This window comes from Sporosarcina sp. ZBG7A, from assembly GCF_000813425.1.
In the GTDB taxonomy this organism is placed as follows: Bacteria; Bacillota; Bacilli; order Bacillales_A; family Planococcaceae; genus Sporosarcina.
The window spans coordinates 61,151-87,343 of sequence record NZ_JWIB01000021.1 but is presented as its reverse complement, the minus strand read 5'-3'; the positions used below and the strand labels follow the sequence as shown (position 1 = coordinate 87,343).

The following is a 26,193-nucleotide window of genomic DNA, read 5'->3' as shown; positions in this document are numbered from 1 at the left end:
TTACTAGAGCAATAGAGAAATAATAACAATAGATGGGAAAATACAGCAATAAAGTGATCTTTTATCGCTAGAAGTGTCCTATACTTTTAATGCTTAGTCAAAAAAGCATATCTGTCAGCCCGTTTTATAAACTTGGTTACGACAGCTTGCCTCTGTCGCTGAGTAATATGGAGGAGAACGTTATGATGTTTTTTAGTGCGAACAAAGCAAAAATGATGCCAAAGGTGATTGAAATTTCAAGAACTATGAATGTGGAAATTCGAGTAGAAGACAAGGAAATCATTAAGAAATTAAAAATGATACATATTACAGAAGAGGATTTGAAATTGATCAAGTCGATTCAGCCAATGATTTTAACGCACGGAGACGAGTTGGTCGATAATTTTTACGGTACGATTTTACAGGTGAGTGAATTAAAAGAAATGATCGAGCGACATACGACAAAAGAATGGTTAAGAGAGACATTGAAGAAGCATGTTATCGAAATGTTTGATGGGGTTATCAATGATGCGTTCATCCAAAAACAACTTCGAATTGCGAAAGCTCATTACTCAATTGGATTACCTCCTTCATCCTACATGGGAGCGTTCCAAAACCTTCAGAACACCTTATTGGGTATCGTCTGCAGAGAGATGGATAATACACAAGAAATCCATTTACTACTTTCGGCAATTAACAAGATGATAAGCTTTGAGCAACAGCTTGTTTTAGAAGCATATGACGATGAAACTCAAATGAAATTAAATGAACAATTTCAAAGTGGGAAAGCTGACCTTAAAAACACCATGCTGGAAGTTAGTGAAGGATTGGTAGCTTTGGCAGAACAGACTCAAGCATCTGCTGAAATGTTGAGTACGACCATTCGTCAGGTGAATGTAACTACAACAGATAGCAATGAGCAAGCCGAGTTTGCCAAGACATCTGTTAGTGAAGGTCAAGTTCGTCTTACGAATTTATTGGAGAAAATTGAAGCGATTGAAACATATACAAAGAGTATGATGGAAAGTATTGAGCAACTAGGAGAGGCTTCAGATAAAATTGCATCTGTTATTGGTATAGTTCAAAAGATTGCTGACCAAACGAACTTACTATCGCTGAACTCTGCAATCGAAGCGGCACGTGCGGGTGAACATGGTAAAGGATTTGCGATCGTATCCCAAGAGGTGCGAAAACTTGCTGAACAAACGAAGCATTCAGTTACTGAAATTCAAAAACTCATTTCAAATTCAAATCAATATAAAGGACAAGTTCTTGATGATTTGAACGCTGTAAATCATGCAGTACGTGAAGGTGCAACCGCATCTGAGCTAACGAATGCATCGTTTCATGATGTCGTGAATGCTATTGAAAGAAGTGGGTCCCTTGTATTGACTGTGCAACAACAAATGGACGAAGTAATTAATGGCGTTATGGAGATAAAATCGTCAACTGCTGAAGTTGCGTCGTCTGCTGAGGCATTGAATAAAGCTGCGGTACTTGCATAACTTGGATGGATGACTACTTTATCTAACTTAGCTTATGGTTCAACATTATTCTAAAAAGAAGGAATTTTCACCCGTTTTGTAGAATGACAATAAAGTAGAACGTGTATCTAATTTAATAGTAGAGGAGCGAGTGATATGACATACGTAGTGGAAACAGTTCAAGACTTGACGAAACTTAATATCGAATCACTTATTTCTGAAAGCGAAGAAGAAGGATATCGTTTTTTGACACGACTTGCAGAAGATTATAAAGACGGCATTAATACATTCTCCGATCCAGGGGAAGCTTTGTATTGTGTGAAAGATGAGCAAGGGAAAGTAGTAGCCATTGGAGGCGTCAATCGCTTTCCGGTTCCTGGAGGAGATTCCGAGACTGGGCGACTACAGCGTTTTTACGTGGAAGCGAATGAACGCAGAAACGGTGCGGGATCGTTGTTACTGAAAGAAATTGTTGAGCATGCACGAAGCGAGTTTCATGAGTTGACTGTTAAAACAGAGTCGTCTAAAGCTGATGCTTTTTATCGTCATAATGGTTTTGAATTTGATGATTCCGCTTCGGAAACAACACATCGTATGGCATTTAATTAATAAGGAGTTAGATTATTAAATATGGAATATTCTATCCATCACTATATAAAGCAACTCAGTGATTCAGACAAGACGAAACAGTATGAAGCATTCCTAACTATTCAAGAGGAAATTGTGGAACCTGTTGATTGGGCATATGAAGTTTGGGATCTTTTTGCTGAATGGCTGCATGATAAGGATCCTCATAATCGTGCCCGTGGAGCACAGTTCCTAGCAGGGCTTGCTAAAAGTGATCCGGATAATCGTATTTTAGATAATTTCTCATCTCTCTGTGCTGTTGCAGAGGATGAGAAATTTGTTACTGCTAGACATGCATTACAGTCTTTTTGGAAAATAGCGCTTGGAGGTGACAAGCAGAAAAAAATGGTTGATGATTACTTATCGGATCGCTTTTATAATGCTTCAAATGGCGTGCATCCTACGATGATTCGAAGTGATATTATTAAAGGATTACGAAAATTGTTTGAGGTCACTCAGGATAAAGATATTGAGAAGTTAGGAATCCAATTAATAGAAACTGAAGAGGATCCAAAACAGAAGGGGAAATTGAAAAAATGTTGGAGATAATTTTACAAGGATGTGAATAATCATTCATACAGAACGTAGACATGTCCCGATGGTCATTGGAATTGCGTTATTTCTAATTGCGCCATTCTTTATTTTTTTGCTACCTAATTTTTTGGCGAACTCCATATACTTCAAATCTGGAAGTTGGTTTGTATTTGTAACTGGGGGTGTCTATTTCGTATATACGGTAGCTTTCGTCTTTTTGATAGCAGCATTATTTGTTCTTTATTTTATGTATATGAGTAAAAAATCCGTACTTATAAGTCTATGTTTAACTATTTTAGCGGGCGCTAGTTTTTACATAGCTTCACTGAATTATACGATGTTATCAGACGACGGTATTACATATCGGCCGCTACTATCTTTTAAGACGCATTCTTATTCTTGGGATGAAGTGGATGAAGCGGTTTTTAGGTCAGTACCCTCAGCTGATGGGAAATCAGAGTTCGACTTCCAGTTTGAGGATGACGTAAAGTTAACACTCACTATGAATCGATTGTTTATGAAGTTTCTTGCGCCGATTGAAAATCGGCTCGGTTACGAAGGAGTAGAGGTGGAAAAAATACTCATCCCGAAAAAAGAATGAACACGCTATCGCCCGTCTGGAATGCGTACAGGTGAAATGCTGTGCTATAGTATCAGTGAAAGCAGGTGACGGACGTGAAACGCAAGCGTGAAAGACTGCATAAAAAAGGCAACATGATTGTCTTTCCTGGGACGGTCGAGCGATTGCTTGACCAAGCCGAAGATGCTATGCAAGCAGAAGACTTTGAAGAAGCTATTCGTTTATCTGAGCAACTTCTTGAGATAGCGCCCGACTTGCCAGATGTTCCAGGTATTCTTGCTGTAGCGCTCTATGAAACAAAAGAATTTGAGCAAGCAAAGCCATACGCAGCCCAATGGTTGCAAAGCGACATGAACGAATACTTTGAAGCAATGGAGCTGTATCTTGCAATTTGTATGCAACTTCAAGATTATGAGGAAGTGGAAGATACCATTGGAGCGCTTCTTGATGAAGGTGTCGTTCCAAGCGAATTAAAACAGAAGTTCCTTTATCTCCGTGAACTGAATGGAAGGTTATCCAATAGGTTCGCGGACGATTTTATAGCGCAACCGAAAGAAATGGTATCGTTTGAGTCGTTTTTACAGTTGGACCGTTTTCATCAACAAGAATTGCTCGCGCATCTTGAAAGTAACCAGGCAAAGGAATCTCAGACTTTGCTCTGTCAAATAGCGGGGCACGATTCCCTTCCACCTGTGTTGAGGACTGTAGCATTAGTATTGCTACGGAATTCGGGCTGTGAAACACCACTTGTTATCAGGAAGTTCGGGCGTGGAATAAGCGTGATTCCGGCTCAGCTGCCACTACCTGGAGAAGATGAGGTAACAAAAAAAATCGTTACACTTCTCCGACAAGCTTTGGATAAAGATCCTTCTAGACTATCGCTAATTGAAGAAGCGGTGAGGAAATTCGCTCTAATTAGTTATCCTCTCAACTGGGGTGCCCCTGCAGAAGTGGTGGCAGTAGCATATGAAAACTATTCTACGTTTCTATTTGAAGGAGCTCCCCTTCCTCAAACTGCTTTGCATAAGCTGATCTTTGAGGTCGATCAAGACTCCAGTGAAGCTGTTGAATGAAATTTCTTGAAAGATAAAGAGACTATGATATACTGAGATGGTTGTCAATGGCGTATAAACGGTACAAAATATATTCGTCACTATGATTCGGAGGTATGTAGAAATGTCAGTTAAATGGGAAAAGCAAGAAGGTAACAAAGGAAAGTTAACGTTTGAAGTTTCAGCAGAGGACTTCAAAGCAGGAATGGACAAAGCATTCAAAAAGGTTGTTACGCAAGTAAACGCACCTGGATTCCGTAAAGGGAAAATGCCACGCAAGATGTTCAACCAAATGTACGGGGAAGAAGCACTTTACAACGATGCGATTGATATCGTTCTTCCAGTAGCATACGATGCAGCTGTACGTGCAGAAGGTCTTGAGCCGATTGCATCACCAGAAATCGACATCGAAAAGCTTGAAAAGGGCGAGGCAGTTGTATTCACAGCAATCGTTCCACTTAAGCCAGAAGTGAAATTAGGCGAGTATAAAGGCCTTGAAGCAACACGCCAAGAGACAAAAGTTAAAGATGAAGAAATCGACATGGAACTTCAAACACGTCGTGAGTCAATGGCTGAGATGGTCGTTAAAGAAAGCGGCGCAATCGAAGAAGGCGACACAGCAAACATCAACTTCGACGGCTACTCTGAAGGAGAAGCATTCGAAGGCGGAAAAGCTGAGAACTATGACCTTGCAATTGGATCAGGTTCATTCATCCCAGGTTTTGAAGAGCAACTAATCGGCTTGAAAACTGGCGACGAAAAAGACGTTGAATTGACTTTCCCTGAAGAATACCATGCAGCTGAACTTGCAGGTAAGCCAGCAGTATTTAAAGTGAAAATCAACGAAGTGAAAGCAAAAGAAGTTCCTGAGTTGAATGACGAACTTGCTAAAGAAATGGACGAAGACGTTGAAACTGTGGACGAGCTTCGCAAGAAAATGAAAGAAAACCTAGAAACTGAAAAGAGCTCAGCATCTGAAACAGCACTTCGCGACGACCTCGTAGAAGCAGCTGCTCGTAACGCTGAATTCGAAGTACCTGAAGAAATGGTTGAATCCGAAACTAACCGTATGGTAGATGAGTTCGGACAACGTCTTTCAATGCAAGGTATGAACCTTGACTTGTACTACCAGTTCTCTGGACAAGACGAAGCATCACTTCGTAAGCAAATGCACGACGACGCTGTAAGCCGTGTACGTGTATCACTTACTCTTGAAGCAATCGGTAAAGAAGAGAACATCGAAGTTACTGAAGAAGAAATCAACGAAGAACTCAACAAAATGTCTGGACAATTCAACATGGACATCGAACAAATCAAAACTGCTCTTGGCGGTACTGAAATGCTCGAAAACGACCTTCGTTTCAACAAAACAGTTCAACTTTTAGTTGATAACGCAAAAATTACAGAAGCAGCTGCAGAATAATCCAAAGCCGCTCTGGGCAAGGCACGGAACCCCGTGCCTTGTTTTTGTATATTGAGGATAGTGTAAGGTTGTCTAATTATAGATTAGTGTTAAATTCTATAACTAAGGATATGCTAATGATAGAAGCGCAAGGTGGCGACTCCGGAGGGATTTTTTCATGGAAACAACCTAAGTTCGCGGCGTCCTGCCGCAACGGTTGTATGACCTACATCCTGTTGGCCCGAGTCCGTCTGAAGTGGAGAACAACACCGTTGTTTACTCACACTTGTCTAAGCACTAAGCGCGGGTAAAACCCGTGTACATACATCAAAAGAACGAAATAGTTGATAAACCAGTTGGAATCTTGTAAGATTTCACTGAATAGGGGTGAGCAATTTGTTCAAATTTAACGACGAAAAAGACAATTTGAGCTGTTCGTTCTGTGGCAAGACGCAGGACCAAGTCCGCAAACTTGTTGCAGGACAAGGGGTTTATATATGTGATGAATGTGTTGAACTTTGCGCGGAAATCGTTGAAGAAGAAGTTGGACTCGAAGAAGGTTTCGAATTCAAAGAGGTTCCAAAACCAAAAGAAATCCAATCCATTCTAGACGACTATATTATTGGACAGGATCGTGCAAAGAAATCACTTTCAGTAGCGGTCTATAACCATTACAAGCGTGTAAACACAGGAAGTAAAGTGGATGACGTAGAACTCGCAAAATCGAACATCGTCCTCATTGGACCAACTGGTAGTGGTAAAACACTTCTCGCGCAAACGCTTGCACGTATTTTGGACGTTCCATTTGCGATTGCAGATGCGACTTCTTTAACCGAGGCAGGTTATGTCGGGGAAGATGTTGAAAATATCCTTCTTAAGCTTATTCAAGCCGCAGACTTTGATGTGGAACGTGCTGAAAAAGGGATTATTTACATCGATGAAATCGATAAAGTGGCACGTAAATCAGAAAACGCTTCGATTACACGTGATGTCTCAGGGGAAGGCGTCCAACAAGCCCTTCTTAAAATTCTTGAAGGTACGGTAGCAAGTGTACCTCCACAAGGTGGACGTAAACATCCTCATCAAGAATTCATTCAAATCGATACAACGAATATTTTATTCATTGTCGGTGGAGCATTCGATGGGATTGACGAGATTATCAAACGTCGTGTCGGTCAAAAAGTAATTGGTTTTGGATCAGACCCGAACGCTGCAGAAGAGGATCGTTCTTTACTATCAAGAATGATTCCAGAAGACCTTCAGCAATTCGGTCTAATTCCTGAATTTATTGGCCGCTTACCTGTCATTGCGACATTGGAACAGCTAAGTGAAGATACGCTTTATCAGATTTTGACACTTCCGAAAAATGCAATTGTTAAACAATATCAGAAGATGCTTGGTCTAGACGATGTTGAATTGCAATTTGAGGACGAAGCCCTTATCGAAATTGCAAAAGAGTCCATTGAGCGAAAGACTGGTGCTCGTGGTTTGCGTTCGATTATTGAAAATATCATGCTTGATGTGATGTATGAACTTCCTTCGTTAGAAGAAGTTAAAAAATGTGTCATTACAAAAGATTCGGTCTTGGGTGAAGGGTCCCCAATTCTTTATCTTGAAGATGGTACAGAAATCAAACTTGATTCAGAAAAACATACTGCATAATTGAAGGAGAAAGCTGACTTTGAGAAAGCGCATTTGTGCTGAATGAGTCAGCTTTTTCCCTCATTTTTCTAATTGTATTCAATACATAGTTAATGGGTTAAAATGATGATGGAGGTGTTTGTTCGATGGTGTTACGACATAATATACCGCTTCTTCCGCTTAGAGGCATTTTGATTTATCCGACGATGACATTACATATTGATGTAGGTAGAGAACGTTCCGTTTTCGCAATCGAACATGCGATTGCAAATAACAATTTAATTTTCCTGGCTACTCAAACCGATATAAAAGATGAAGATCCGCAACCAGAGGATTTGTATCATCTAGGTACGCTAGCTCTCGTGAAATCGATGACGCAATTACCAAATGGTACCTATCGAGTATTAATTGAAGGTATTGAACGCGCAGAATGGACAGATTATGAAGAAGCGGATTTATATCCCGTCGTTACAGTGAATGGGTTCCCGGATTTAACGGAAGTGGATGCAGAGTCTGAAGCGCTTATGCGAACCTTGCTTACCTACTTTGAGAAATATACGAAAATTTCGAAACGGATAACAGAAGATGCCTACCATTCCGTTGCTGAAATTATTGAACCTGGTCGCCTCGCAGATACCATCGCTTCACATCTGCCCCTAAAAATCAAAGTAAAACAAGAAATATTAGAAATGCGTAACATTAATAATCGTCTTGAATGGCTCATTAGCCGTCTATATAACGAGCAAGAAGTTATGGGCCTCGAACAGAAAATCATCGAGCGCGTCCGTGAGGCGATGGAACGTACTCAAAAAGAATTCTACTTACGTGAACAGATGAAAGCTATTCAAACCGAGCTTGGGGATAAGGACGGGAAAGGACTCGAAGTGGAAGCGTTGCGTGAACGCATTACCGAATCCGGAATGCCTGAAGACGTGATGCACACCGCAGAGCGAGAATTGGATCGTTATGAAAAGATTCCTTCTGCAGCAGCTGAAAGTGGTATAATTCGTTCCTACATTGATTGGCTCGTTTCACTACCATGGCAGGATGCATCAAAAGATCAATTGGACCTAGACCGCTCTGAGAAGATATTAGAGCGAGATCACGAAGGATTGGATTCGGTTAAAGAACGAATTCTTGAGTTCTTATCTGTGCGTCAGTTGACTCGGTCACTTCGCGGTCCGATTCTTTGTATCGAAGGTCCTCCAGGAGTCGGGAAGACCTCTCTTGCAAAATCGATAGCTGAATCATTGGACCGAAAGTTCGTTCGCATTTCGCTGGGTGGAGTTCGCGATGAATCCGAAATTCGAGGTCACAGGAGAACGTACGTAGGTGCAATGCCCGGTCGCATCATTCAAGGAATGAAAAAAGCTGGCACTGTTAATCCGGTTTTTTTACTGGATGAAATCGATAAAATGTCTAATGATTTTAGAGGCGACCCTTCTTCTGCAATGTTGGAAGTTTTAGATCCTGAGCAAAATAGCACGTTTAGTGATCACTACATAGAAGAGCCGTATGATCTTTCCAATGTGTTGTTCATCGCAACTGCAAATGATTTGAGTGCAATTCCAGGTCCGTTGCGAGATCGTATGGAGATTATTTCGATTGCTGGCTATACGGAGCTTGAAAAACAAGCGATTGCATCCAATCATCTGATTCCGAAACAACTGAAAGAACACGGGCTGACTAAGCAACAAGTGAAATTCCAACAACCGGCTATCTTGGATATCGTTCGTTATTACACGAGAGAGGCAGGAGTACGTTCTCTGGAGCGTGAACTTGCACGCGTTTGTCGGAAGTCTGCTCGTTTAATTGCTAGTGGAAAAAAGAAGAGCGTGACGATTAGTTCGAAAACGCTTGAGAACTTCCTAGGGAAAAAGAAATTTAGCCACGGACAAGCGGAAACAACGAACCAAATTGGGGTTGCAACGGGTCTTGCGTACACTGCTGTTGGTGGGGATACCTTGCAAATTGAAGTATCTCTCTCACCAGGTAAGGGTAAGCTAATTTTAACTGGAAAACTTGGCGATGTCATGAAGGAATCCGCACAAACAGCGCTTTCTTATGTCCGTTCAAGAGCAGAAAGTCTGGGTATCGATTCCTCGTTTTACGAAACGAAGGATATTCATATTCACGTGCCGCAGGGGGCTGTTCCGAAAGATGGTCCTTCAGCTGGTGTAACGATTGCCACAGCGTTAGTTTCTGCTTTGACTAACCGTCCTATCCATCGCGAAGTGGGAATGACTGGCGAAATTACACTTAGAGGTCGGGTGTTGCCGATTGGTGGTCTGAAAGAAAAGACATTGAGTGCACACCGGGCTGGATTACGTGTTATTATTTTACCGAAGGAAAACGAACGTGATATCGAAGACGTCCCTGAAGAGATTCGTCAAGAGTTATCATTTAAATTGGTTGACGACGCCGAAGAAGTATTGGCGATCGCATTGGAGGAACAGTAATTATGAAAGTGCATAACGTTGAAATGGTAATGAGTGCTGTAAGACCGGAACAATATCCGGATGACGGCTTTCCTGAATTTGCCCTTGCAGGACGTTCAAATGTTGGAAAGTCATCATTTATCAATAAGATGTTAGGACGCAAAAATATTGCAAGAACATCTTCAAAACCTGGGAAAACGCAAACGTTGAATTTTTATAAAATTGAAGAGCAGCTGTTCTTTGTTGACGTTCCTGGATATGGATACGCACGGGTCTCAAAAACAGAAAAAGAAAAATGGGGCGGAATGATCGAGCAATATTTAACAGGCCGCGAACCTTTAGTTGCTGCGATTCAAATCGTCGACATTCGCCATGCACCGTCTGCAGACGATATTAACATGTACAATTTCTTTGTCCATTACAATATCCCCGCAATCGTTATTGCGACGAAAGCGGACAAGATTCCTAAAGGAAAATGGGACAAACATAAAAAAATCGTACGAGAGACATTGAATATGCTCGGTGACGATCCGCTGTTTGTCTTTTCATCTGAAAAAGGAATTGGCGTAGATGCAGTTTGGGCTGAAATTGAAAGCAGAATGTAACAGATTATATAGGTAACCTGTATAGTAGAAGCAGAGGATCTAGTTATTTCTCTGCTTCTTGTTGTGTCGTTTGGAAAATTGTCATGAGTGGCGATGCACGCAAAACACACTAGTGGATTATCCTTTGCATTTACATTATAATAATTATAAAGAGAGGCGCTAATGCCTTCTCGTTCATAGGTTGTTCATAAATGAATGCTTCACGCTTTACAGGTTATGTTATACTTATGAGCAGGAAATAGACGCGAAAGGTGTGTGCACCTAGTGAAATTACTCGTTATTGGGGTCAATCACAGGACAGCGCCGGTAGAAATCAGAGAAAAGCTTTCGTTTAACGAATCTGATTTACCGCACGCTATGGAAACTCTACAATCAACTAAAAGTATTTTAGAAAATATTATCTTCTCGACGTGTAATCGGACTGAAATCTACACGGTCGTTGACCAACTCCATACCGGGCGTTTTTATGTGAAAAACTTTTTAGCGGAATGGTTTGATCTTCCGTTGGAATCGTTTACTAATCACTTGATTATTAAAGAAGAGGACGAGGCGATTGAACACCTTATGTCTGTCACTTCAGGAATCGACTCGATGGTTTTAGGTGAAACCCAAATCCTAGGTCAAGTGAGAACGAGCTTTTTGAAGGCTCAAGAAATCGGTACAACAGGTACGATTTTCAATGAGTTGTTTAAACAAGCCATTACTGTCGCTAAACGTGCGCATGCTGAGACAGCCATTGGTGAAAATGCAGTCTCTGTTTCGTATGCTGCTGTAGAATTAGGTAAGAAGATATTCGGTTCTTTGAAACACAAGCACATCGCGATTTTAGGTGCAGGTGAAATGGGAGAATTGACGATCAAAAATTTACAAGGTAGCGGTGTCGGTAAAATCACTGTTCTTAATCGGACGTTTTCGAAAGCGGAAGAATTGGCAGCGCAATTCGAAGGAAACGCGAAGTCACTAAAAGAGTTGCAATGCACACTTTTAGATGTGGATATTTTAATAAGTAGTACAGGGGCAAAAGATTATGTCATCGACTATGAACTCATGCAGTTTGTGGAAAGATTACGTAAAGGTCGGCCACTTTTCCTAGTCGACATCGCAGTCCCACGCGATATGGATCCACGTATTGGAGATTTACCGAATATGTTCTTATATGACATTGACGATATGCAGGGCATTGTTGAAGCGAACTTAGCTCAACGTAAAGAGGCTGCTGAGGAAATTCGTTTAATCATTCATAGCGAAGTAGAAATGTTTAAAGAATGGGTTGCAACGCTTGGTGTAGTTCCTGTGATTACTGCATTGCGTAAAAAAGCACTCACTATTCAAGCGGAGACGATGGCAAGTATTGAAAACAAAATGCCTGACCTAACAGACCGTGAGAAAAAAGTGTTGAGCAAACATACAAAATCGATTATTAACCAATTGTTAAAAGAACCGATTTTACAGGCAAAAGAATTTGCTACGGATTCCAAATCGACAGAAAAACTAGAGCTGTTTCAATCGATCTTCGGTATTGAAGAAGAAGTTGAACGAGAAAAAAATCTTCAGGCACAACAGCAAAAAGCGGAACAGGGAGCCGGAGCTTCCCAAACGGCCGGTTTGCAACCTGATTTGACATATTGAATGCGTTCCAACAAGTCATTTCCCATCCCGCTTTTCTTAACGGTCGATGCGGAAGTGGCTTTTTTGACAGAAAGGCAGAGGTTAGCCTATGGTTGAGTTGACGATGGCACGGCTTCAGGAAGCTATGCTCATTCTGTACGCCGTCAGCCTGATTTTTTATTTTGTGGACTTTTTAAACAAAGATACACGAGCACAACGAAGCGCATTTTGGCTGACTGTGATTGTTTTTGCTATGCACACTGGTTTTTTGTTACAAGCGATTATCGTGACGAAGCAAATACCCGTCTTGTCCCTTTATGAAGGGGTCTATTTCTTTGCGTGGATACTCATTATGTTGTCTCTTGGAATTCAACTTAAATATCGTTCCAGCTATGCTGGGTTCTTATTGAATATCATTGCGTTTTGCTTTATGACCATTCATATTTTTGCGCCTACACAAGTGGACAATTCTGGGGTGGGAGAATCTCTTGTTTCGGAACTGTTGTTCATCCATATTACATTCGCGATTCTTTCTTACGCAGCGTTTACGATGGCATTTGTATTCGCAATCCTGTATTTGCTCGTTTATAATCTGTTGAAGAAGAAGAAGTTTACTTCGCAATTCAATCGGTTGCCCTCGTTACAACATGCAATGACGGGCATGAAGGCGGCAATCTATACTGGAATCCCTTTACTTCTAGTAAGTTTAATTTTGGGCATCCAATGGGCGTATACAGCACTGTCAGATTGGACGCTATTCGATATTAAGATCATCGGTTCTTTCTTGTTAATAATAGTTTACAGCGCATTGCTGTTTTTCAATAGAAATGGGAAGGTCAAAGCTACCGATTTTGCATGGGCAACTATTTTTGCCTTTGTTTTAATTATCATTAATTTCTTTTTGGGCAGTAAACTATCGCAATTCCATTTTTGGTTATAAGGTAGAATAGTGCGGTATCCATCTAATACGTATCATTCAATTAGGGAAGGAAGATTACATTGAGAAAAATTATTGTCGGTTCACGGAGAAGTAAGCTTGCGTTAACACAAACGAATTGGTTCATCGATCAATTGAAAGCAGTGGGTGTTCCATTTGACTTTGAAGTGAAAGAAATCGTAACAAAAGGAGATCGTATTATTGACGTTCAGCTGTCTAAAGTAGGCGGTAAGGGTCTATTCGTAAAAGAAATCCAGCAAGCATTGTTCGACAAAGAAATCGACTTTGCCGTACATAGTATGAAAGATATGCCTTCTGTTTTACCAGAAGGTTTGATAGTTGGCTGTATTCCGACACGTGTCGATCCACGTGATGCGTTCATCTCTACTAACAATGTTGCGTTCAATGACCTGCCTGCAGGGGCAGTAGTGGGTACATCTAGTTTGCGCAGAAGTTCACAGTTATTATTGCTTCGACCTGATCTTGAAATTAAATGGATTCGCGGTAACATCGATACGCGTTTAAAGAAAATGCAAGATGGTGAATACGATGCGATTATCCTCGCCGCATCCGGCCTTAAGCGAATGGGCTGGAGTGAAGACATTGTTACGGAATACATGAGCCTTGAAGATTGTATCCCAGCGGTTGGTCAAGGTGCATTATCGATTGAATGCCGTTCAGATGACGCAGAACTACTTGCCGAACTCGCTAAAATGAACGACGAACAAACGTTTAAAGAAGTGGAAGCGGAGCGTACATTCTTACGTGAGATGGATGGCTCATGTCAAGTTCCTATTGGCGGCTTTGCACAACAGAAGGCTGACGGAATTGAATTGACAGGGTTCATCGCAGCGCCAGATGGCTCAGAAGTGTACCGTCATACGGCAAAAGCTGAAACTCCTGTTGAAGCGGGCAAAATCGTTTCAGACGTTTTGCGCAAAGAAGGAGCAGCAGAAGTCATTCAACGAGTGAAGGCTGAGATGGATGGTCAGTAACTTCCCATTGTCAGGAGAGACCGTGATTTTTACGAGTACTAAAAAATCAGAGGAACCTTTTGAGCTTGTGAAACAGCTTGGAGGCACTCCGGTTTCGTACCCGCTCATTCGTACGGATGAACGGATATCTGCAGAGGATCATGAGCGATTGGTTCAAGCTCAGTCCTACGACTGGCTCATTTTTACTAGCCAAAGTGCTGTAGCTGCGTTTAAACAAAAGCTTCAGCGTTCCAGACTAAACTCAACTAATTTCCAACTGAATGTTGCAGCTGTTGGGGATAAAACCGCATACGCACTCGAAAAGATTGGATTTCGTGTGAATTTTATTCCTGAAGTTTTCAGTGCAGATGTTTTCGTTCAGCAGTTCAACCCAAAAGGTGATTCGCTTCGTGCGCTTTTCATTAAAGGAAATTTAGCAGGAACGCTCATTTCAACAGAGCTCTCGTTAACTGTCGATGAATGGACAGTATACGAAACGCTTCCTGAGATAACATCAGCAGATCAGATTATAGAAATTGTGAAAGACCAAGCTTCAGTTTCGATATTGTTTGCAAGCCCTTCGGCAGTCACTGTTTTTACAAACTGTGTCGCTTCTGAAATTGGGTGGACAGGCTTTACAATTGGCGCAATTGGTCATATTACAGAGCGGGCGCTTCATGAAGTAGGGGCGCCTGTCCATGCTATGCCTGAAACGTATACATTACCTGAACTCGTGCGAACACTTGCCGAGTCGAAAGGAAGGAACTAACTGATGAACAACTTGAATTTCCGTCGGCATCGCCGACTTCGTAGCACTGCAGGAATGCGTGCAATGGTTCGCGAAACACAACTGCAAGCAACGGACTTCATTTATCCGATTTTCGTGATTGAAGGCGAAAACGTTAAAAACGAAATTCCTTCAATGCCTGGTATTTATCAGCATTCGATGGATCGACTCGGTGAAGAGCTAGACGAGGCAGTAGCATTAGGAATTCCATCTGTAATTTTCTTTGGAGTTGTTACCGAAAAAGATGCTGTTGGAACTGGAGCTTACCATGACCACGGAATTATTCAGGAAGCGATCCGTTTAGCAAAACAACGTCACCCTGAGCTCATCGTAATTGCGGATACATGTCTGTGTGAATATACCGATCATGGACATTGTGGTGTAATCGAAGGAGAACGTGTGCTGAATGATCCTTCTCTAGATTTACTCGTCAAGACAGCTGTATCACAAGCGAATGCTGGAGCAGATATCATCGCACCTTCTAATATGATGGATGGGTTTGTTGTAGCTATCCGTCAAGGGTTGGACGAAGCTGGTTTCGAAGAGATTCCAATAATGTCGTATGCAGTTAAATATGCATCTGCGTATTATGGACCATTCCGTGATGCAGCAGATTCCACACCTCAGTTTGGTGATCGTAAAGCGTACCAGATGGATCCCGCTAACCGCATGGAAGCTTTGCGTGAAGCAGAATCCGATATTGATGAAGGTGCCGACTTCTTAATCGTAAAACCTGCGTTGTCATACTTGGATATTTTACGTGATGTCAAAAATAATACGTTACTTCCGATGGTTGCCTATAACGTAAGTGGAGAATACGCGATGGTTAAAGCTGCTTCACTGAACGGCTGGGTAGATGAACAGCGTATCGTTTTAGAGACATTGACAAGTATGAAACGTGCGGGTGCTGATCTAATCATGACATATCATGCAAAAGACGCAGCTCGCTGGTTGGAGGAGACGAAATGAGAGATTATACTAAATCGAAGCAAGCATTCAGTAAAGCCGTAGACCTAATGCCTGGTGGCGTGAACTCGCCTGTACGTGCATATAAATCGGTCAATATGGATCCGATTTTCATGGAAAGTGGAAAAGGTGCAATCATTACAGATATCGACGGCAATGAGTACATCGATTATGTGCTGTCATGGGGTCCACTGATTTTAGGGCATGCTGAAGATGGCGTTGTTTCTGCGATTCAACAAGCTGCCGTAAAAGGTTCAAGTTTCGGTGCCCCGACATTGCTTGAGAATGAACTCGCTGAAATCGTTATTGAACGTGTGCCATCGATTGAAATGGTTCGAATGGTGTCTTCCGGTACGGAAGCTACAATGAGCGTATTACGTCTTGCACGTGGATACACGAAGCGTAATCTCATTTTGAAATTTGAAGGGTGCTACCATGGCCACGGCGATTCGTTGCTGATCAAAGCAGGGTCAGGTGTTGCGACACTTGGTCTTCCGGATAGTCCTGGTGTTCCTGAAGGGGTTGCGAAAAATACGATCACTGTTCCTTATAACGACTTGGAAAGCTTAAGAGTCGCATTTAAAGAATATGGCCATGATCTTGCGGGAGTAATTGTAGAGCCTGTGGCAGGAAACATGGGTGTTGTACCACCTCAACCTGGTTTCCTAGAAGAATTACGCAAGTTGACAGAAGAAAACGGTACACTTCTCATTTTTGATGAAGTAATGACTGGTTTCCGCGTCGGATACAATTGTGCTCAAGGTCATTTCGGTATTACACCGGATTTGACGTGCCTTGGTAAAGTAATCGGTGGCGGACTGCCTGTTGGTGCTTACGGCGGTAAACGTGAAATTATGGAGCATATTGCCCCTGCTGGAACGGTTTATCAAGCAGGAACATTATCAGGAAATCCACTTGCGATGACTGCTGGAATCGAGACACTGAAACGATTGAACCCGGCTTCTTATGAACACTTCATGAAACTCGGTGATCAGCTTGAAAAAGGATTCCGCGAAGCTGCAACTGCTAATGGAATTCCGCATACAGTAAATCGTGCAGGATCGATGATTGGATTCTTCTTCACAAATGAAGACGTGGTCGATTATGAATCTGCAAAGTCATCCGATTTAGCATTGTTTGCTGAATACTACCGGCTGATGGCTGCAGAAGGCATTTTCTTGCCGCCTTCACAGTTTGAAGGAATGTTCCTTTCAGCTGCTCATACGGAAGCGCATATATCGAAAACAGTAGATGCATTCCATAAGGTATTTAGTCAGTTGAAAAAATAAAACACAAACAGCCTTTTCAAGAGTAACTCTTTTGAAAGGCTGTTTTTCTTTGTCCTGTGTTCTGATAGTGAGTGCTTCGTCATATACTCTAACGATAAAAGGAGGCGGCAGAACAATGGAGCCAACACAGTGGACGTTAACGGAGACGTTTCAGTTTCCTGCAGAATACGGGAAAGTAGTTTCTGCACAAGAAGTGAAAGTGACCGCAGGATATACAGAGCATCCGACTGAAGATGCTGTTCGACTTTCTGGGATTTATCATGTAGCAGCGAATGTTGGATTTGACGGTGAAGGTCAAGAGGCAGCTCTGGATTCAGATGCAATACTAATCGATGATGTGGACGTACAAGACAAATCTGGCTATTTTGAGTATGCGGTTCCGTTGCTTGTAGATTTACCTACTAGTGCGGACGGACAACTTACAGCGACTGTAATCGATGCTTCGGCATCTGGAACGGATGATGGTGCTCTTACGGTTATGTGGACGGTTGAGGCTAAATTGGCTGAAGTCGAAGCCGTAGCTAAGAAAGAACCAGTAGTGGATGAGTTGGTAGAAACAGAAACGACGACTGCAGCTGTAACTGCGGATCTGGACAGTTCCAATTCGAGTCAAGTTGAAACGGCAATTGGCTATGTGGAAGACAATGAAATGCTGGCGTTCATCAATGACTTGGAGGACGATGTGACGGTGACATCTTTCCGTTTAAATGATGTTTTTGTGGAATAGAAAGCAACATCCACAAAGGACGCAGAAGAGTAAAAAGTCTCCTGTCGTTGGGATGATCAATAGTCGGATGAGCTGAAAACAAGAGATCGGGATAATGATCATTTTACCGTAAAATCGGCATCTTCTTAGCCATGGCGGAAGCAAATAGGGGTTGTAGCCTCTTCTCATAACACCATCCTTTCACAGCGGGCTTGACGGGTACGCTATACATCCGGTAAACTATTGGAAACAGTATAGTGATGCGTTTAGCGGGAGAGTAGATCGGTCGGCTTTTGTAGAGAGGGTCCGGGTGGTGCAAGGACCTATTGTCGACAGTTTGAAAGTCACCCGTCAGCAGTTTTCGTGAACATTTTTTACAAGTAGCGAGAACCGGTTAGAAGCCGTTATTTCCATTGAGGCAACTTGCGAATTCTGCATGGTTGCGAATAAAGGTGGTACCGCGAACTGACTCCTTCGTCCTTTAACGACGAAGGGGTTTTTTGTGTTTCAAAAATTGGACATAATCTTGATTTCCACTTCAGGTGGAGGCCATCCTAGGGGCCTGATCTCAGCCTCCTTGGCGCTACGCTTCTGCGGGGGCTTCGATCTTCGCTGGTCTCTAAGGAGTCCCCACCTTACGTTCCAATCAACAGAAAGTATAAGCACAAAGTGTCCGATTAAAAACAAAAATGATTTGAATTTTTTTATTATTACGAGGAGGAATTGATATGACAGAAAAAGAGCAGTTGGAGATGCCGACTAAGTATGATCCGCAGACGATTGAAAGAGATCGCTATGAATGGTGGTTAAAGGGTGAGTACTTCAAAGCTCAGCCTGAGAGTGGGAAAGAGCCATATACAATAGTAATTCCACCACCGAACGTGACGGGTAGATTACACTTGGGGCACGCTTGGGATACTACACTTCAAGATATTTTGACTCGCATGAAGCGCATGCAGGGATATGATGCGTTGTGGCTACCAGGAATGGACCACGCTGGAATTGCGACTCAAGCGAAAGTGGAAGAGAAGCTACGTGCAAATGGCCAAACACGTTATGATCTAGGACGTGAGAAATTCCTAGAAGAAACATGGAAATGGAAAGATGAGTATGCGGGTCATATTCGTGAGCAGTGGTCTAAGCTAGGTCTCGGATTGGATTACTCACGTGAACGTTTCACCCTGGATGAAGGACTTTCACGTGCAGTACGTGAAGTATTCGTCAAGTTGTACAAAAAAGATCTAATTTATCGCGGAGAATATATTATCAACTGGGACCCTGCGACGAAAACAGCATTGTCCGATATAGAAGTTATCCATAAAGATGTAGCGGGTGCTTTCTATCATATGCGTTACCCACTCACAGATGGAACTGGAAGTATCGAAATTGCGACAACTCGCCCAGAAACGATGCTTGGTGACACAGCTGTTGCCGTTCACCCTGAAGACGAGCGCTATCAGCACTTAATCGGAAAAACTGTGAAGTTGCCAATCGTTGGCCGTGAAATTCCTATCGTAGCGGATGATTACGTAGAAATGGACTTCGGAAGCGGTGCAGTTAAGATTACACCTGCGCATGATCCGAACGACTTTGAAATTGGAAATCGTCATGACTTACCACGCGTTCTTGTGATGAACGAAGATGGTTCGATGAACAAGTTAGCTGGTAAATATGAAGGTATGGATCGTTTTGAATGTCGCAAAGCAATCGTTAAAGATTTGCAGGATATGGACGTTCTATTCAAAATTGAAGAACATAATCATTCTGTAGGTCACTCGGAGCGAAGTGGTGCTGTTGTTGAGCCTTACTTGTCGACTCAATGGTTCGTTAAGATGCAACCACTTGCTGAAAAAGCGATTGAGTTGCAAAAAGCAGAAGGTAAGGTGACATTCGTTCCAGAACGTTTCGAGAAAACATACTTGACGTGGATGGAGAACATTCACGATTGGTGTATTTCTCGTCAACTTTGGTGGGGCCACCGAATTCCAGCATGGTATCACAACGAAACTGGTGAAGTATACGTTGGTGAAGAGGCACCTGCAGATATCGAAAATTGGCACCAAGAAGACGACGTACTTGATACGTGGTTCTCATCTGCACTATGGCCGTTCTCGACGATGGGTTGGCCGGACACGGAAGACTCTGAGTTCAAACGTTACTATCCAACTGATGCACTTGTTACAGGGTATGACATCATCTTCTTCTGGGTGTCTCGCATGATTTTCCAAGGCATCGAGTTTACAGATCAGCGTCCATTCAAGGATGTATTGATTCACGGATTGGTCCGTGCGGAAGACGGACGCAAAATGTCTAAGTCACTCGGTAACGGGGTAGACCCAATGGATGTCATTGACCAGTATGGTGCGGATGCATTGCGTTACTTCCTAGCAACCGGTTCATCACCAGGTCAAGACCTTCGCTATTCTACTGAAAAAGTTGAAGCAATCTGGAACTTTGCCAATAAAATCTGGAACGCTTCCCGCTTTGCGTTGATGAACATGGAAGGTTTGAAATACGAAGAAATCGATTTGTCAGGAGAACGTTCAGTTGCAGATGATTGGATCTTAACACGTCTCAACGAAACCATTGACTCCGTGACAAAGTTATCAGACCGCTATGAGTTTGGTGAAGTCGGCCGCGCGCTTTATAACTTCATCTGGGATGATTTCTGTGACTGGTATATCGAGATGGCGAAGTTGCCATTGTACGGTGAAAACGAGAAAGCCAAGCATATGACGCGTTCGGTCCTTGCTTATGTGCTCGACAATACGATGCGTTTGCTTCACCCACTCATGCCGTTCATCACGGAAGAGATTTGGCAGAACTTGCCTCATGAAGGCGAGTCAATCACTGTTGCTGCATGGCCAGTGGCAGATGCGAGTTTGACGAACGTAGAACGTTCCACTCACATGAAGCTATTGACAGATGTCATTAAAGCGGTTCGCACAATCCGTGCCGAAGTGAACACGCCTATGAGTCGCCAAGTACCGTTGTACATCGCTGCGAAAGACGAAGCGACAGCAGCTGTCTTGAAAGCGAATAGTCAGTACATCGAGAAATTCTGTAACCCAGAAACTCTTGAAATCGGCGTAAATGTTCAAGCGCCAGGCAAGTCGATGTCTGCAGTCGTTACAGGCGCAGAACTCTTCATGCCACTTGAAGGCTTGCTCAACATTGACGAGGAAATTGCACGCCTCGGTAAAGAACTAGATAAGTGGGCAGGCGAAGTGAAACGCGTTCAAGGCAAACTTTCCAACGAACGCTTCGTTTCCAAAGCACCACAGTCGGTCGTAGACGAAGAGCGTGCAAAAGAACAAGATTATCTCGAAAAACAAGCTGCCGTGCAGCGTCGTATCGAGGAATTGAAAGAGATTTAAGTAGGGGGAGGGCTTTCTAACGAAAGCCCTCTTTTTATTTTGTAAAGGGCAAGGTCATGAATTCGTGGAAGTGGATCTGAGTGCTGGAGATGTGCTCATAAACTCAAGAAAATGATCATAAATATTGAAAAGCGCTCATAAACCTAGAAATGTGATCATAAACACAGGAAAGTGCTCATAAACCTCAAAATGTGCTCATAAATCCTGGAAAATGATTATAACTCTTACCGAAGATCATCCCCGCAACACGATACCCCAAATAATAAGCGTAGCGCTACCAAATAATCCCTTAAAATGTTTAAATTGCGTCTCGATAGCGAGAAATTCAGCCAAGTGTCCGAGAAAAACAGCATTGTGATAGAGAAAATACCAGGAGTGATGGAAAAAGACATAAAACTGTCTGAGAACAAGCTTCGCACTCAACAAAAAACCTTACAAAGTGCTAACTCAGCACCTCATAAGGATTTTGAAAGTTTTTTATGGATATGACACATAACCTCTCGTGCAACATTCAATTCACTGGTCTCATAAAGCGACCTCGCACCTACAGGATCTTCTATTTCGTTCAACAACCAAACGCCTTCCGCATTCTGAATGAAATCCACTCCGATATAGTCACTTTTCAACGCTTTAGCAATCTTCACTGCGAACTCACGTAAAGGAGAAGGGACTTCAAACCGCTCAGCTGTTCCACCCAAGCCAACATTTGCCTTAAATGATTCCACTCCAGTCCGCTTTACCGCTCCCACAACTTCCTCGCCAATTAAATAAAGTCGTACATCAGAAGAGTTGTTCTCAATGTAAGGCTGCATCACAAGTTGTCGATTTGGATAGCGTGAAATCACGTGCTCTATTTCAGTTTTCGTCTTACATAAATGGACTTCTTCACCACCATGTCCATCCGTCGTTTTTATAACAATAGGATACTGGCGAACATCCTGAGCAGAGTCTAGCCGCCTTGTAGGAATAGAAGGAATGCCTAAGAGTGCAGCAAGCTGGAACGTTTGAAGCTTATCATTCGCAACACGATTCACTTCGCTTCGATTGACGACAACAATACCATCTTGTTCCCATCGTTGGCTCTTTTCAAAGTCGCGCGCGCGATAAAAGACGAACGTTGCATCATTCGGAAGTTCTGCATCACCCGTCAGCAATTCTACAACTAGCTGGTTTGCAGCACCTTCTTTGATGAGTTCATCGATAAACCATCGATTGCGCATCGAATCTTCCTCTTCATAATAGATATACCCCTTCATCCAATCACCTCTAAAATGTACGCTATCATTGCATCCGCTACGTTAATTCCTGTTACATTATAAATATTTCGGATATGTGCAGCGGCATTAACTTCACAAACAAGTGGTTCTTCATTTGCTCCAAACAATAGGTCGACACCAGCAAAATCCGCATCTACCGATTTCGCAGCGCGTAATGCGATAGAGATTTGTGCATCCGTTAACTCAATGATCTCAGCTTTTCCGCCATTCGTGATGTTCGCACGGAAATCCGTCTCGGAATGTCGATACATCGCAGCAACAACCTGTTCACCAACAACATTCACTCGAATATCGCGTCCGCGACTCGAAGCGATGAACTCCTGAAATAAGTAATCAATTCCACGCAATGCCTCTGTTTTTTCATAAAACTGTTCCTCGGTTTCAATCAGATAGACGTTCATTCCGAAAGAACCACGTGCTTCCTTAATGATCATAGGAAGACCAAGCTTCTGTAAAACGCGTTCATAATACCCGCTATCACGGATTGTGAAGTTTGGATACACTTTAGGCGCAACAATTGTCCTTGGCATTGGCACACCATCAAGTGCGAGTCTTATCGCTTGTTTCGTTTTATTGTCACAACGCTCGATCACTTCCGGATCATTGAATACAGGAATGCCGAGGGATTTCAAATAGGTTGCGAGTACAATATCTTTATCTAAAAATACGACGAAATCAGGGAGTGAATCGACTTTTCCGGTTACATCCATCATGACTTCATAATTTTTATAAATTGTTGCAGAAACACCCGCCCGATCAGCGGCCTCTTGTACGAGTTCCGCCTGATCGCGGAATTTCTCATTCACTAAACTTCCATTATAAATAATCCAGCAACTCTTCAAATGAAACCCTTCTTTCTCGTGCTATACTCTTAAGAAAAGCCTTTTCAAAGGCTATCAACTATAAGTTTAGCATAAGGTGGGGAAAAGGTATGATACCGAAGTTGGAAGAGTATAAGAAACGTGTAAGCATTATTAGTGATAAGGAGATTAAACCTGGACTAGCTGCAATTGAACACGCAATGAACCTCCTTGGATCGCCACAAAAAAATTTAAGAGCAATCCACGTCGCAGGCACGAATGGCAAAGGATCTACAATTTGCTTTATGGAATCTATCCTTCGTGAGGCCGGAATAAGTACAGGCGTTTTCGCTTCGCCTGCAATGATCGATATACATGATCAAATCAGAATCAATGGAGAAAATAGTACAGAAGAGCAGTTAACAACATCTTTCCAAATACTGAAAGATGCCGGACTTGACGGGATGTTGACAGACTTCGAACTATTGACTGCGGCAGCGTTTGCCACTTTTAACCGCCTGCAGCCAGATGTAGTCCTTATTGAATGTGGAATGGGAGGAAGGTTTGACAGCACAAATGTCTTGACGCCAATGGTTTCTGTAATTCCATCAATCGCTAGAGACCATATCGGATTCCTTGGTGACTCGATCGGAGAGATTGCGTGGCATAAAACAGGAATATTAAAAAAGGGAGTTCCAGCTGTATGCGGGAAATTGCCTGCGGACGCCGAAAAGGTAGTAGAAAAAGTGGCTACTGAAGTTGGCAGTCCATTAGTGATCTATGGACAAGGTTTCTGTATGAAAGAAGGAAACCCCGAACAGTTTGATGGAAGTCAGCAACTAGCATTACCAAATAGAAAGATGAAAGGTCCTCACCAAGCTATCAATGCAGCAGTTGCTATAGAATCGCTTCTTAAAGCTGGTCTAAACCTTCCGATAGAAGCGATTCAAACAGGTATTGCGACCGCGCAGCTCTCTTATCGATTCGAAGAAATCGCACCAGGCGTCTTTTTTGATGGTGCACACAATCCTGCCGCAGCGTTAATGCTCAGACGTACGATCCAAGAACAACTGCCAGGGGAGAAGATTGACTTTGTCATAGGAATGATGGCCAATAAAGAAATTAAAGAGACACTCGATGAATTAATACCAGTTGCGAATTCATTTACCTTCATCAATTTTAATGTACCCGGTGCTGCGACTGCGCAATGCCTCTATGATCAATGTGAATTTGGAAATAAAATGGTGATAGATATAGATTGTGTATCTTCGTTACTAACTAAAGACCTAGGTGTTAAGAAAATAGTCTCGGGTTCTTTATACTTGCTAAACAGTCTAAGGTCTCATATAATATAATTAGCAATAGATAGATAATTCCGCGGGTTGAGCGGTTGATTGGAAGGATGAAGAGGATGAAATTGAAAGGCCGGCCATTGTTGCTCTTGCTCTTACTGTGGATACTTGTTGTGCCGACCGGCATCGTTTATCTTCTTTATACCCAGCCCATACTCACGGTGAATTGGTTATGGGTAGGACTTTCATTTTTACTTGGATTTTTAAGTATTTACTATCCCATCATCTACAATCGTAAACCCATCGTACTTTTTGTCTGGTTTACTTTACCGATTTTTCTTGTGTATGGATTAACGATAGAGTTGATCATTACTCAACTAATAATTGCTTGTGCGGTATTTGCGCGTTATAAAACAGGTGATGTTCTGTATCGCTTGCTGTACAACTCGTTAGCTTATTTTGTGTTGTCGGTCAGTTCGGCAGTCGCTTTTTTCATGACAGGAGCTGGAATTGGAGAACTGACCTTTAGCATTCTAGTTGTTGGCGTGTTCGTCTATCAAATTGTCTATTCCGTATTGTATGATTGGATTTTTAAACTTTATGGTGTACTTACAAATCGGATGAGACTGGATTCCGTAAAAGAAACGCTTCTTCATTATTTTAGGATGGTCATAGCCGTACCACTTGCCTTGTCGTTATATTTTATCCTCATCCATTATGGGGTCATTGGATATGTGTTAGTGGGAATTCCGTTCTTTTTCATGACACTAGTGCTTAGAATTAATCGGCAGACAGACGACTTAAATGCCTATATTCAAGCTGCGGGGAAGATAGGTCAACAACTTGCTAAAATGACCACTGAAGAATCGACAATCGAGGAATTTATGACGAAAACGACTGCTCTTTTTGAAGCGGACTATGTTTACTTATTCGATCATTATGATGGATGGTTGGAACCTACACATTTTTATGTAAAAGGTAGAAAAGTTGCTACTCCTCATGTTCATTTAGCGAAGGGGGAGGGCATTGCGGGTAAAGTATTATCTGATAAGAAAAGTTTTCTATACACTAGAAGAGACCAATGGATTCAACAAACAATAACTCCCGTTCCAGATGATATCGAAAGCTTATTATGTGTTCCATTTATTCGCCACCAGGAGATTGTGGGGGTTCTGGTGATGGGTAGCAAAAAGAAAGACGCGTTTAAAGAGTTTCATTTAAATGTCCTGGACCTGCTTAGTTCATACTTTATAGTGTCGGTTGAGAAAGCGAGATATATAGAACTTGCAGAACAGGAAAGTAACCGCTGTGCATTGACTGGGCTCTATAATTATCGTTTTCTAGAGCAACGATTGGAACAGGAAATGGATTTGCTGAATCGTGGAATTCTTGAACACCTTGCAGTTGTTATGTTGGATATTGATCATTTTAAAAAGGTCAATGATGCCTACGGACATGAAAGTGGAAATCTTATATTGAAACAGTTTGCAAATCTGTTGCAAAACAAATGTCCTGAAAAAGCGATTGTTGCTAGATATGGTGGCGAAGAGTTCGTCTATATATTGCCCGAGTTTTCAATGGATGCAGCACTTGAGTTTGCAGAAGAGTTACGAAGTGAAATCCAGCAAACAAACATGCAAATCGAGAATGATTTGTCGTGTTTGTTGAATGAAGAAGAAATTCAAATCACAGCGAGTATAGGCGTATCAGCCGCACCTGAGGATACAGATGAAGCGATGACGCTATTGCGAAATGCAGATCGTGCATTGTATATTGGAGCGAAGCAGGCTGGGCGTAATCGAGTAGGTGGTTATGTAAAGTAAGGTGTTCCAGAACGG

The 26,193-nt window shown here is 42.3% G+C and carries 21 protein-coding genes and 1 other annotated feature; of the genes, 19 read left to right on the top strand and 2 right to left on the bottom strand.

Annotated elements, in window-relative coordinates; genetic code table 11:
- Window positions 1-182 precede the first annotated feature (182 nt).
- The 17 genes from RL70_RS08915 (at window position 183) to RL70_RS08835 (ending at window position 20,986) form a co-directional block, all read left to right on the top strand.
- Window positions 183-1,484 carry a globin-coupled sensor protein gene (locus RL70_RS08915; RefSeq protein ID WP_039043068.1) on the top strand — a complete coding sequence of 434 codons (1,302 nt, stop codon included), beginning with the start codon at window positions 183-185 and terminating at the stop codon, window positions 1,482-1,484.
- 135 nt (window positions 1,485-1,619) lie between these two features.
- Complete coding sequence (locus RL70_RS08910; RefSeq protein ID WP_039043067.1) at window positions 1,620-2,072, top strand: GNAT family N-acetyltransferase; 453 nt, start codon at window positions 1,620-1,622, stop codon at window positions 2,070-2,072.
- A gap of 114 nt (window positions 2,073-2,186) precedes the next feature.
- Entirely contained in the window at window positions 2,187-2,639 is a 453-nt protein-coding gene (locus tag RL70_RS08905; protein ID WP_197054101.1) for a hypothetical protein, read from the top strand.
- Window positions 2,640-2,688: 49 nt separating this feature from the next.
- Window positions 2,689-3,225, top strand: a complete 537-nt coding sequence (locus RL70_RS08900; protein WP_039043065.1) for a hypothetical protein — start codon at window positions 2,689-2,691, stop codon at window positions 3,223-3,225.
- A 74-nt stretch (window positions 3,226-3,299) separates the two neighbouring features.
- A complete protein-coding gene (locus tag RL70_RS08895) occupies window positions 3,300-4,277 on the top strand; it encodes a tetratricopeptide repeat protein (RefSeq protein WP_039043064.1) in 978 nt (325 codons plus the stop codon).
- 103 nt (window positions 4,278-4,380) lie between these two features.
- Entirely contained in the window at window positions 4,381-5,679 is a 1,299-nt protein-coding gene (gene tig, locus RL70_RS08890) for a trigger factor (protein ID WP_039043063.1), read from the top strand.
- A 375-nt stretch (window positions 5,680-6,054) separates the two neighbouring features.
- A complete protein-coding gene (gene clpX, locus RL70_RS08885; RefSeq protein ID WP_039043062.1) occupies window positions 6,055-7,320 on the top strand; it encodes an ATP-dependent protease ATP-binding subunit ClpX in 1,266 nt (421 codons plus the stop codon).
- A 125-nt stretch (window positions 7,321-7,445) separates the two neighbouring features.
- Window positions 7,446-9,758 carry an endopeptidase La gene (lon, locus tag RL70_RS08880; RefSeq protein WP_039043061.1) on the top strand — a complete coding sequence of 771 codons (2,313 nt, stop codon included), beginning with the start codon at window positions 7,446-7,448 and terminating at the stop codon, window positions 9,756-9,758.
- Window positions 9,759-9,760: 2 nt separating this feature from the next.
- Window positions 9,761-10,342, top strand: coding sequence for a ribosome biogenesis GTP-binding protein YihA/YsxC (yihA, locus tag RL70_RS08875; protein WP_039043060.1), 582 nt, complete (start codon window positions 9,761-9,763; stop codon window positions 10,340-10,342).
- Between the two features lie 264 nt (window positions 10,343-10,606).
- The gene (gene hemA, locus RL70_RS08870; protein ID WP_039043059.1) at window positions 10,607-11,971 is read left to right on the top strand and encodes a glutamyl-tRNA reductase; all 1,365 of its coding nucleotides are present in this window, start codon (window positions 10,607-10,609) and stop codon (window positions 11,969-11,971) included.
- An 88-nt stretch (window positions 11,972-12,059) separates the two neighbouring features.
- On the top strand, window positions 12,060-12,890 hold the full coding sequence (locus RL70_RS08865; protein ID WP_039043058.1) for an inner membrane protein YpjD: 831 nt from the start codon (window positions 12,060-12,062) through the stop codon (window positions 12,888-12,890).
- 59 nt (window positions 12,891-12,949) lie between these two features.
- Window positions 12,950-13,882, top strand: a complete 933-nt coding sequence (hemC, locus tag RL70_RS08860; protein WP_039043057.1) for a hydroxymethylbilane synthase — start codon at window positions 12,950-12,952, stop codon at window positions 13,880-13,882.
- On the top strand, window positions 13,872-14,630 hold the full coding sequence (locus RL70_RS08855) for a uroporphyrinogen-III synthase (RefSeq protein ID WP_039043056.1): 759 nt from the start codon (window positions 13,872-13,874) through the stop codon (window positions 14,628-14,630). Before hemC ends, RL70_RS08855 begins: the two co-directional genes overlap by 11 nt.
- A gap of 3 nt (window positions 14,631-14,633) precedes the next feature.
- Entirely contained in the window at window positions 14,634-15,617 is a 984-nt protein-coding gene (gene hemB / locus RL70_RS08850; RefSeq protein ID WP_039043055.1) for a porphobilinogen synthase, read from the top strand.
- Window positions 15,614-16,903, top strand: a complete 1,290-nt coding sequence (gene hemL / locus RL70_RS08845; protein ID WP_039043054.1) for a glutamate-1-semialdehyde 2,1-aminomutase — start codon at window positions 15,614-15,616, stop codon at window positions 16,901-16,903. Before hemB ends, hemL begins: the two co-directional genes overlap by 4 nt.
- 115 nt (window positions 16,904-17,018) lie before the next feature.
- Window positions 17,019-17,630: a hypothetical protein gene (locus tag RL70_RS17300; protein WP_052245871.1), complete on the top strand. Its 612-nt coding sequence runs from the start codon at window positions 17,019-17,021 to the stop codon at window positions 17,628-17,630.
- A 235-nt stretch (window positions 17,631-17,865) separates the two neighbouring features.
- Window positions 17,866-18,094: a binding site (T-box leader), on the top strand.
- A gap of 243 nt (window positions 18,095-18,337) precedes the next feature.
- The gene (locus RL70_RS08835; RefSeq protein ID WP_039043053.1) at window positions 18,338-20,986 is read left to right on the top strand and encodes a valine--tRNA ligase; all 2,649 of its coding nucleotides are present in this window, start codon (window positions 18,338-18,340) and stop codon (window positions 20,984-20,986) included.
- Window positions 20,987-21,441: 455 nt separating this feature from the next.
- Here RL70_RS08835 and RL70_RS08830 read toward each other — a convergent pair whose 3' ends face one another.
- Window positions 21,442-22,242 (bottom strand): RimK family alpha-L-glutamate ligase, encoded by an 801-nt coding sequence (locus RL70_RS08830; protein WP_039043052.1) that lies wholly within the window; start codon window positions 22,240-22,242, stop codon window positions 21,442-21,444.
- A complete protein-coding gene (locus RL70_RS08825) occupies window positions 22,239-23,105 on the bottom strand; it encodes a RimK family alpha-L-glutamate ligase (protein WP_039043051.1) in 867 nt (288 codons plus the stop codon). The genes RL70_RS08830 and RL70_RS08825 overlap by 4 nt, the downstream gene beginning before the upstream one ends.
- Window positions 23,106-23,194: 89 nt before the next feature.
- Between RL70_RS08825 and RL70_RS08820 the strand changes: the two genes are divergently transcribed.
- The gene (locus RL70_RS08820; RefSeq protein WP_039043050.1) at window positions 23,195-24,418 is read left to right on the top strand and encodes a folylpolyglutamate synthase/dihydrofolate synthase family protein; all 1,224 of its coding nucleotides are present in this window, start codon (window positions 23,195-23,197) and stop codon (window positions 24,416-24,418) included.
- A 56-nt stretch (window positions 24,419-24,474) separates the two neighbouring features.
- On the top strand, window positions 24,475-26,178 hold the full coding sequence (locus RL70_RS08815; RefSeq protein ID WP_039043049.1) for a sensor domain-containing diguanylate cyclase: 1,704 nt from the start codon (window positions 24,475-24,477) through the stop codon (window positions 26,176-26,178).
- The last annotated feature ends 15 nt before the right edge of the window (window positions 26,179-26,193 follow it).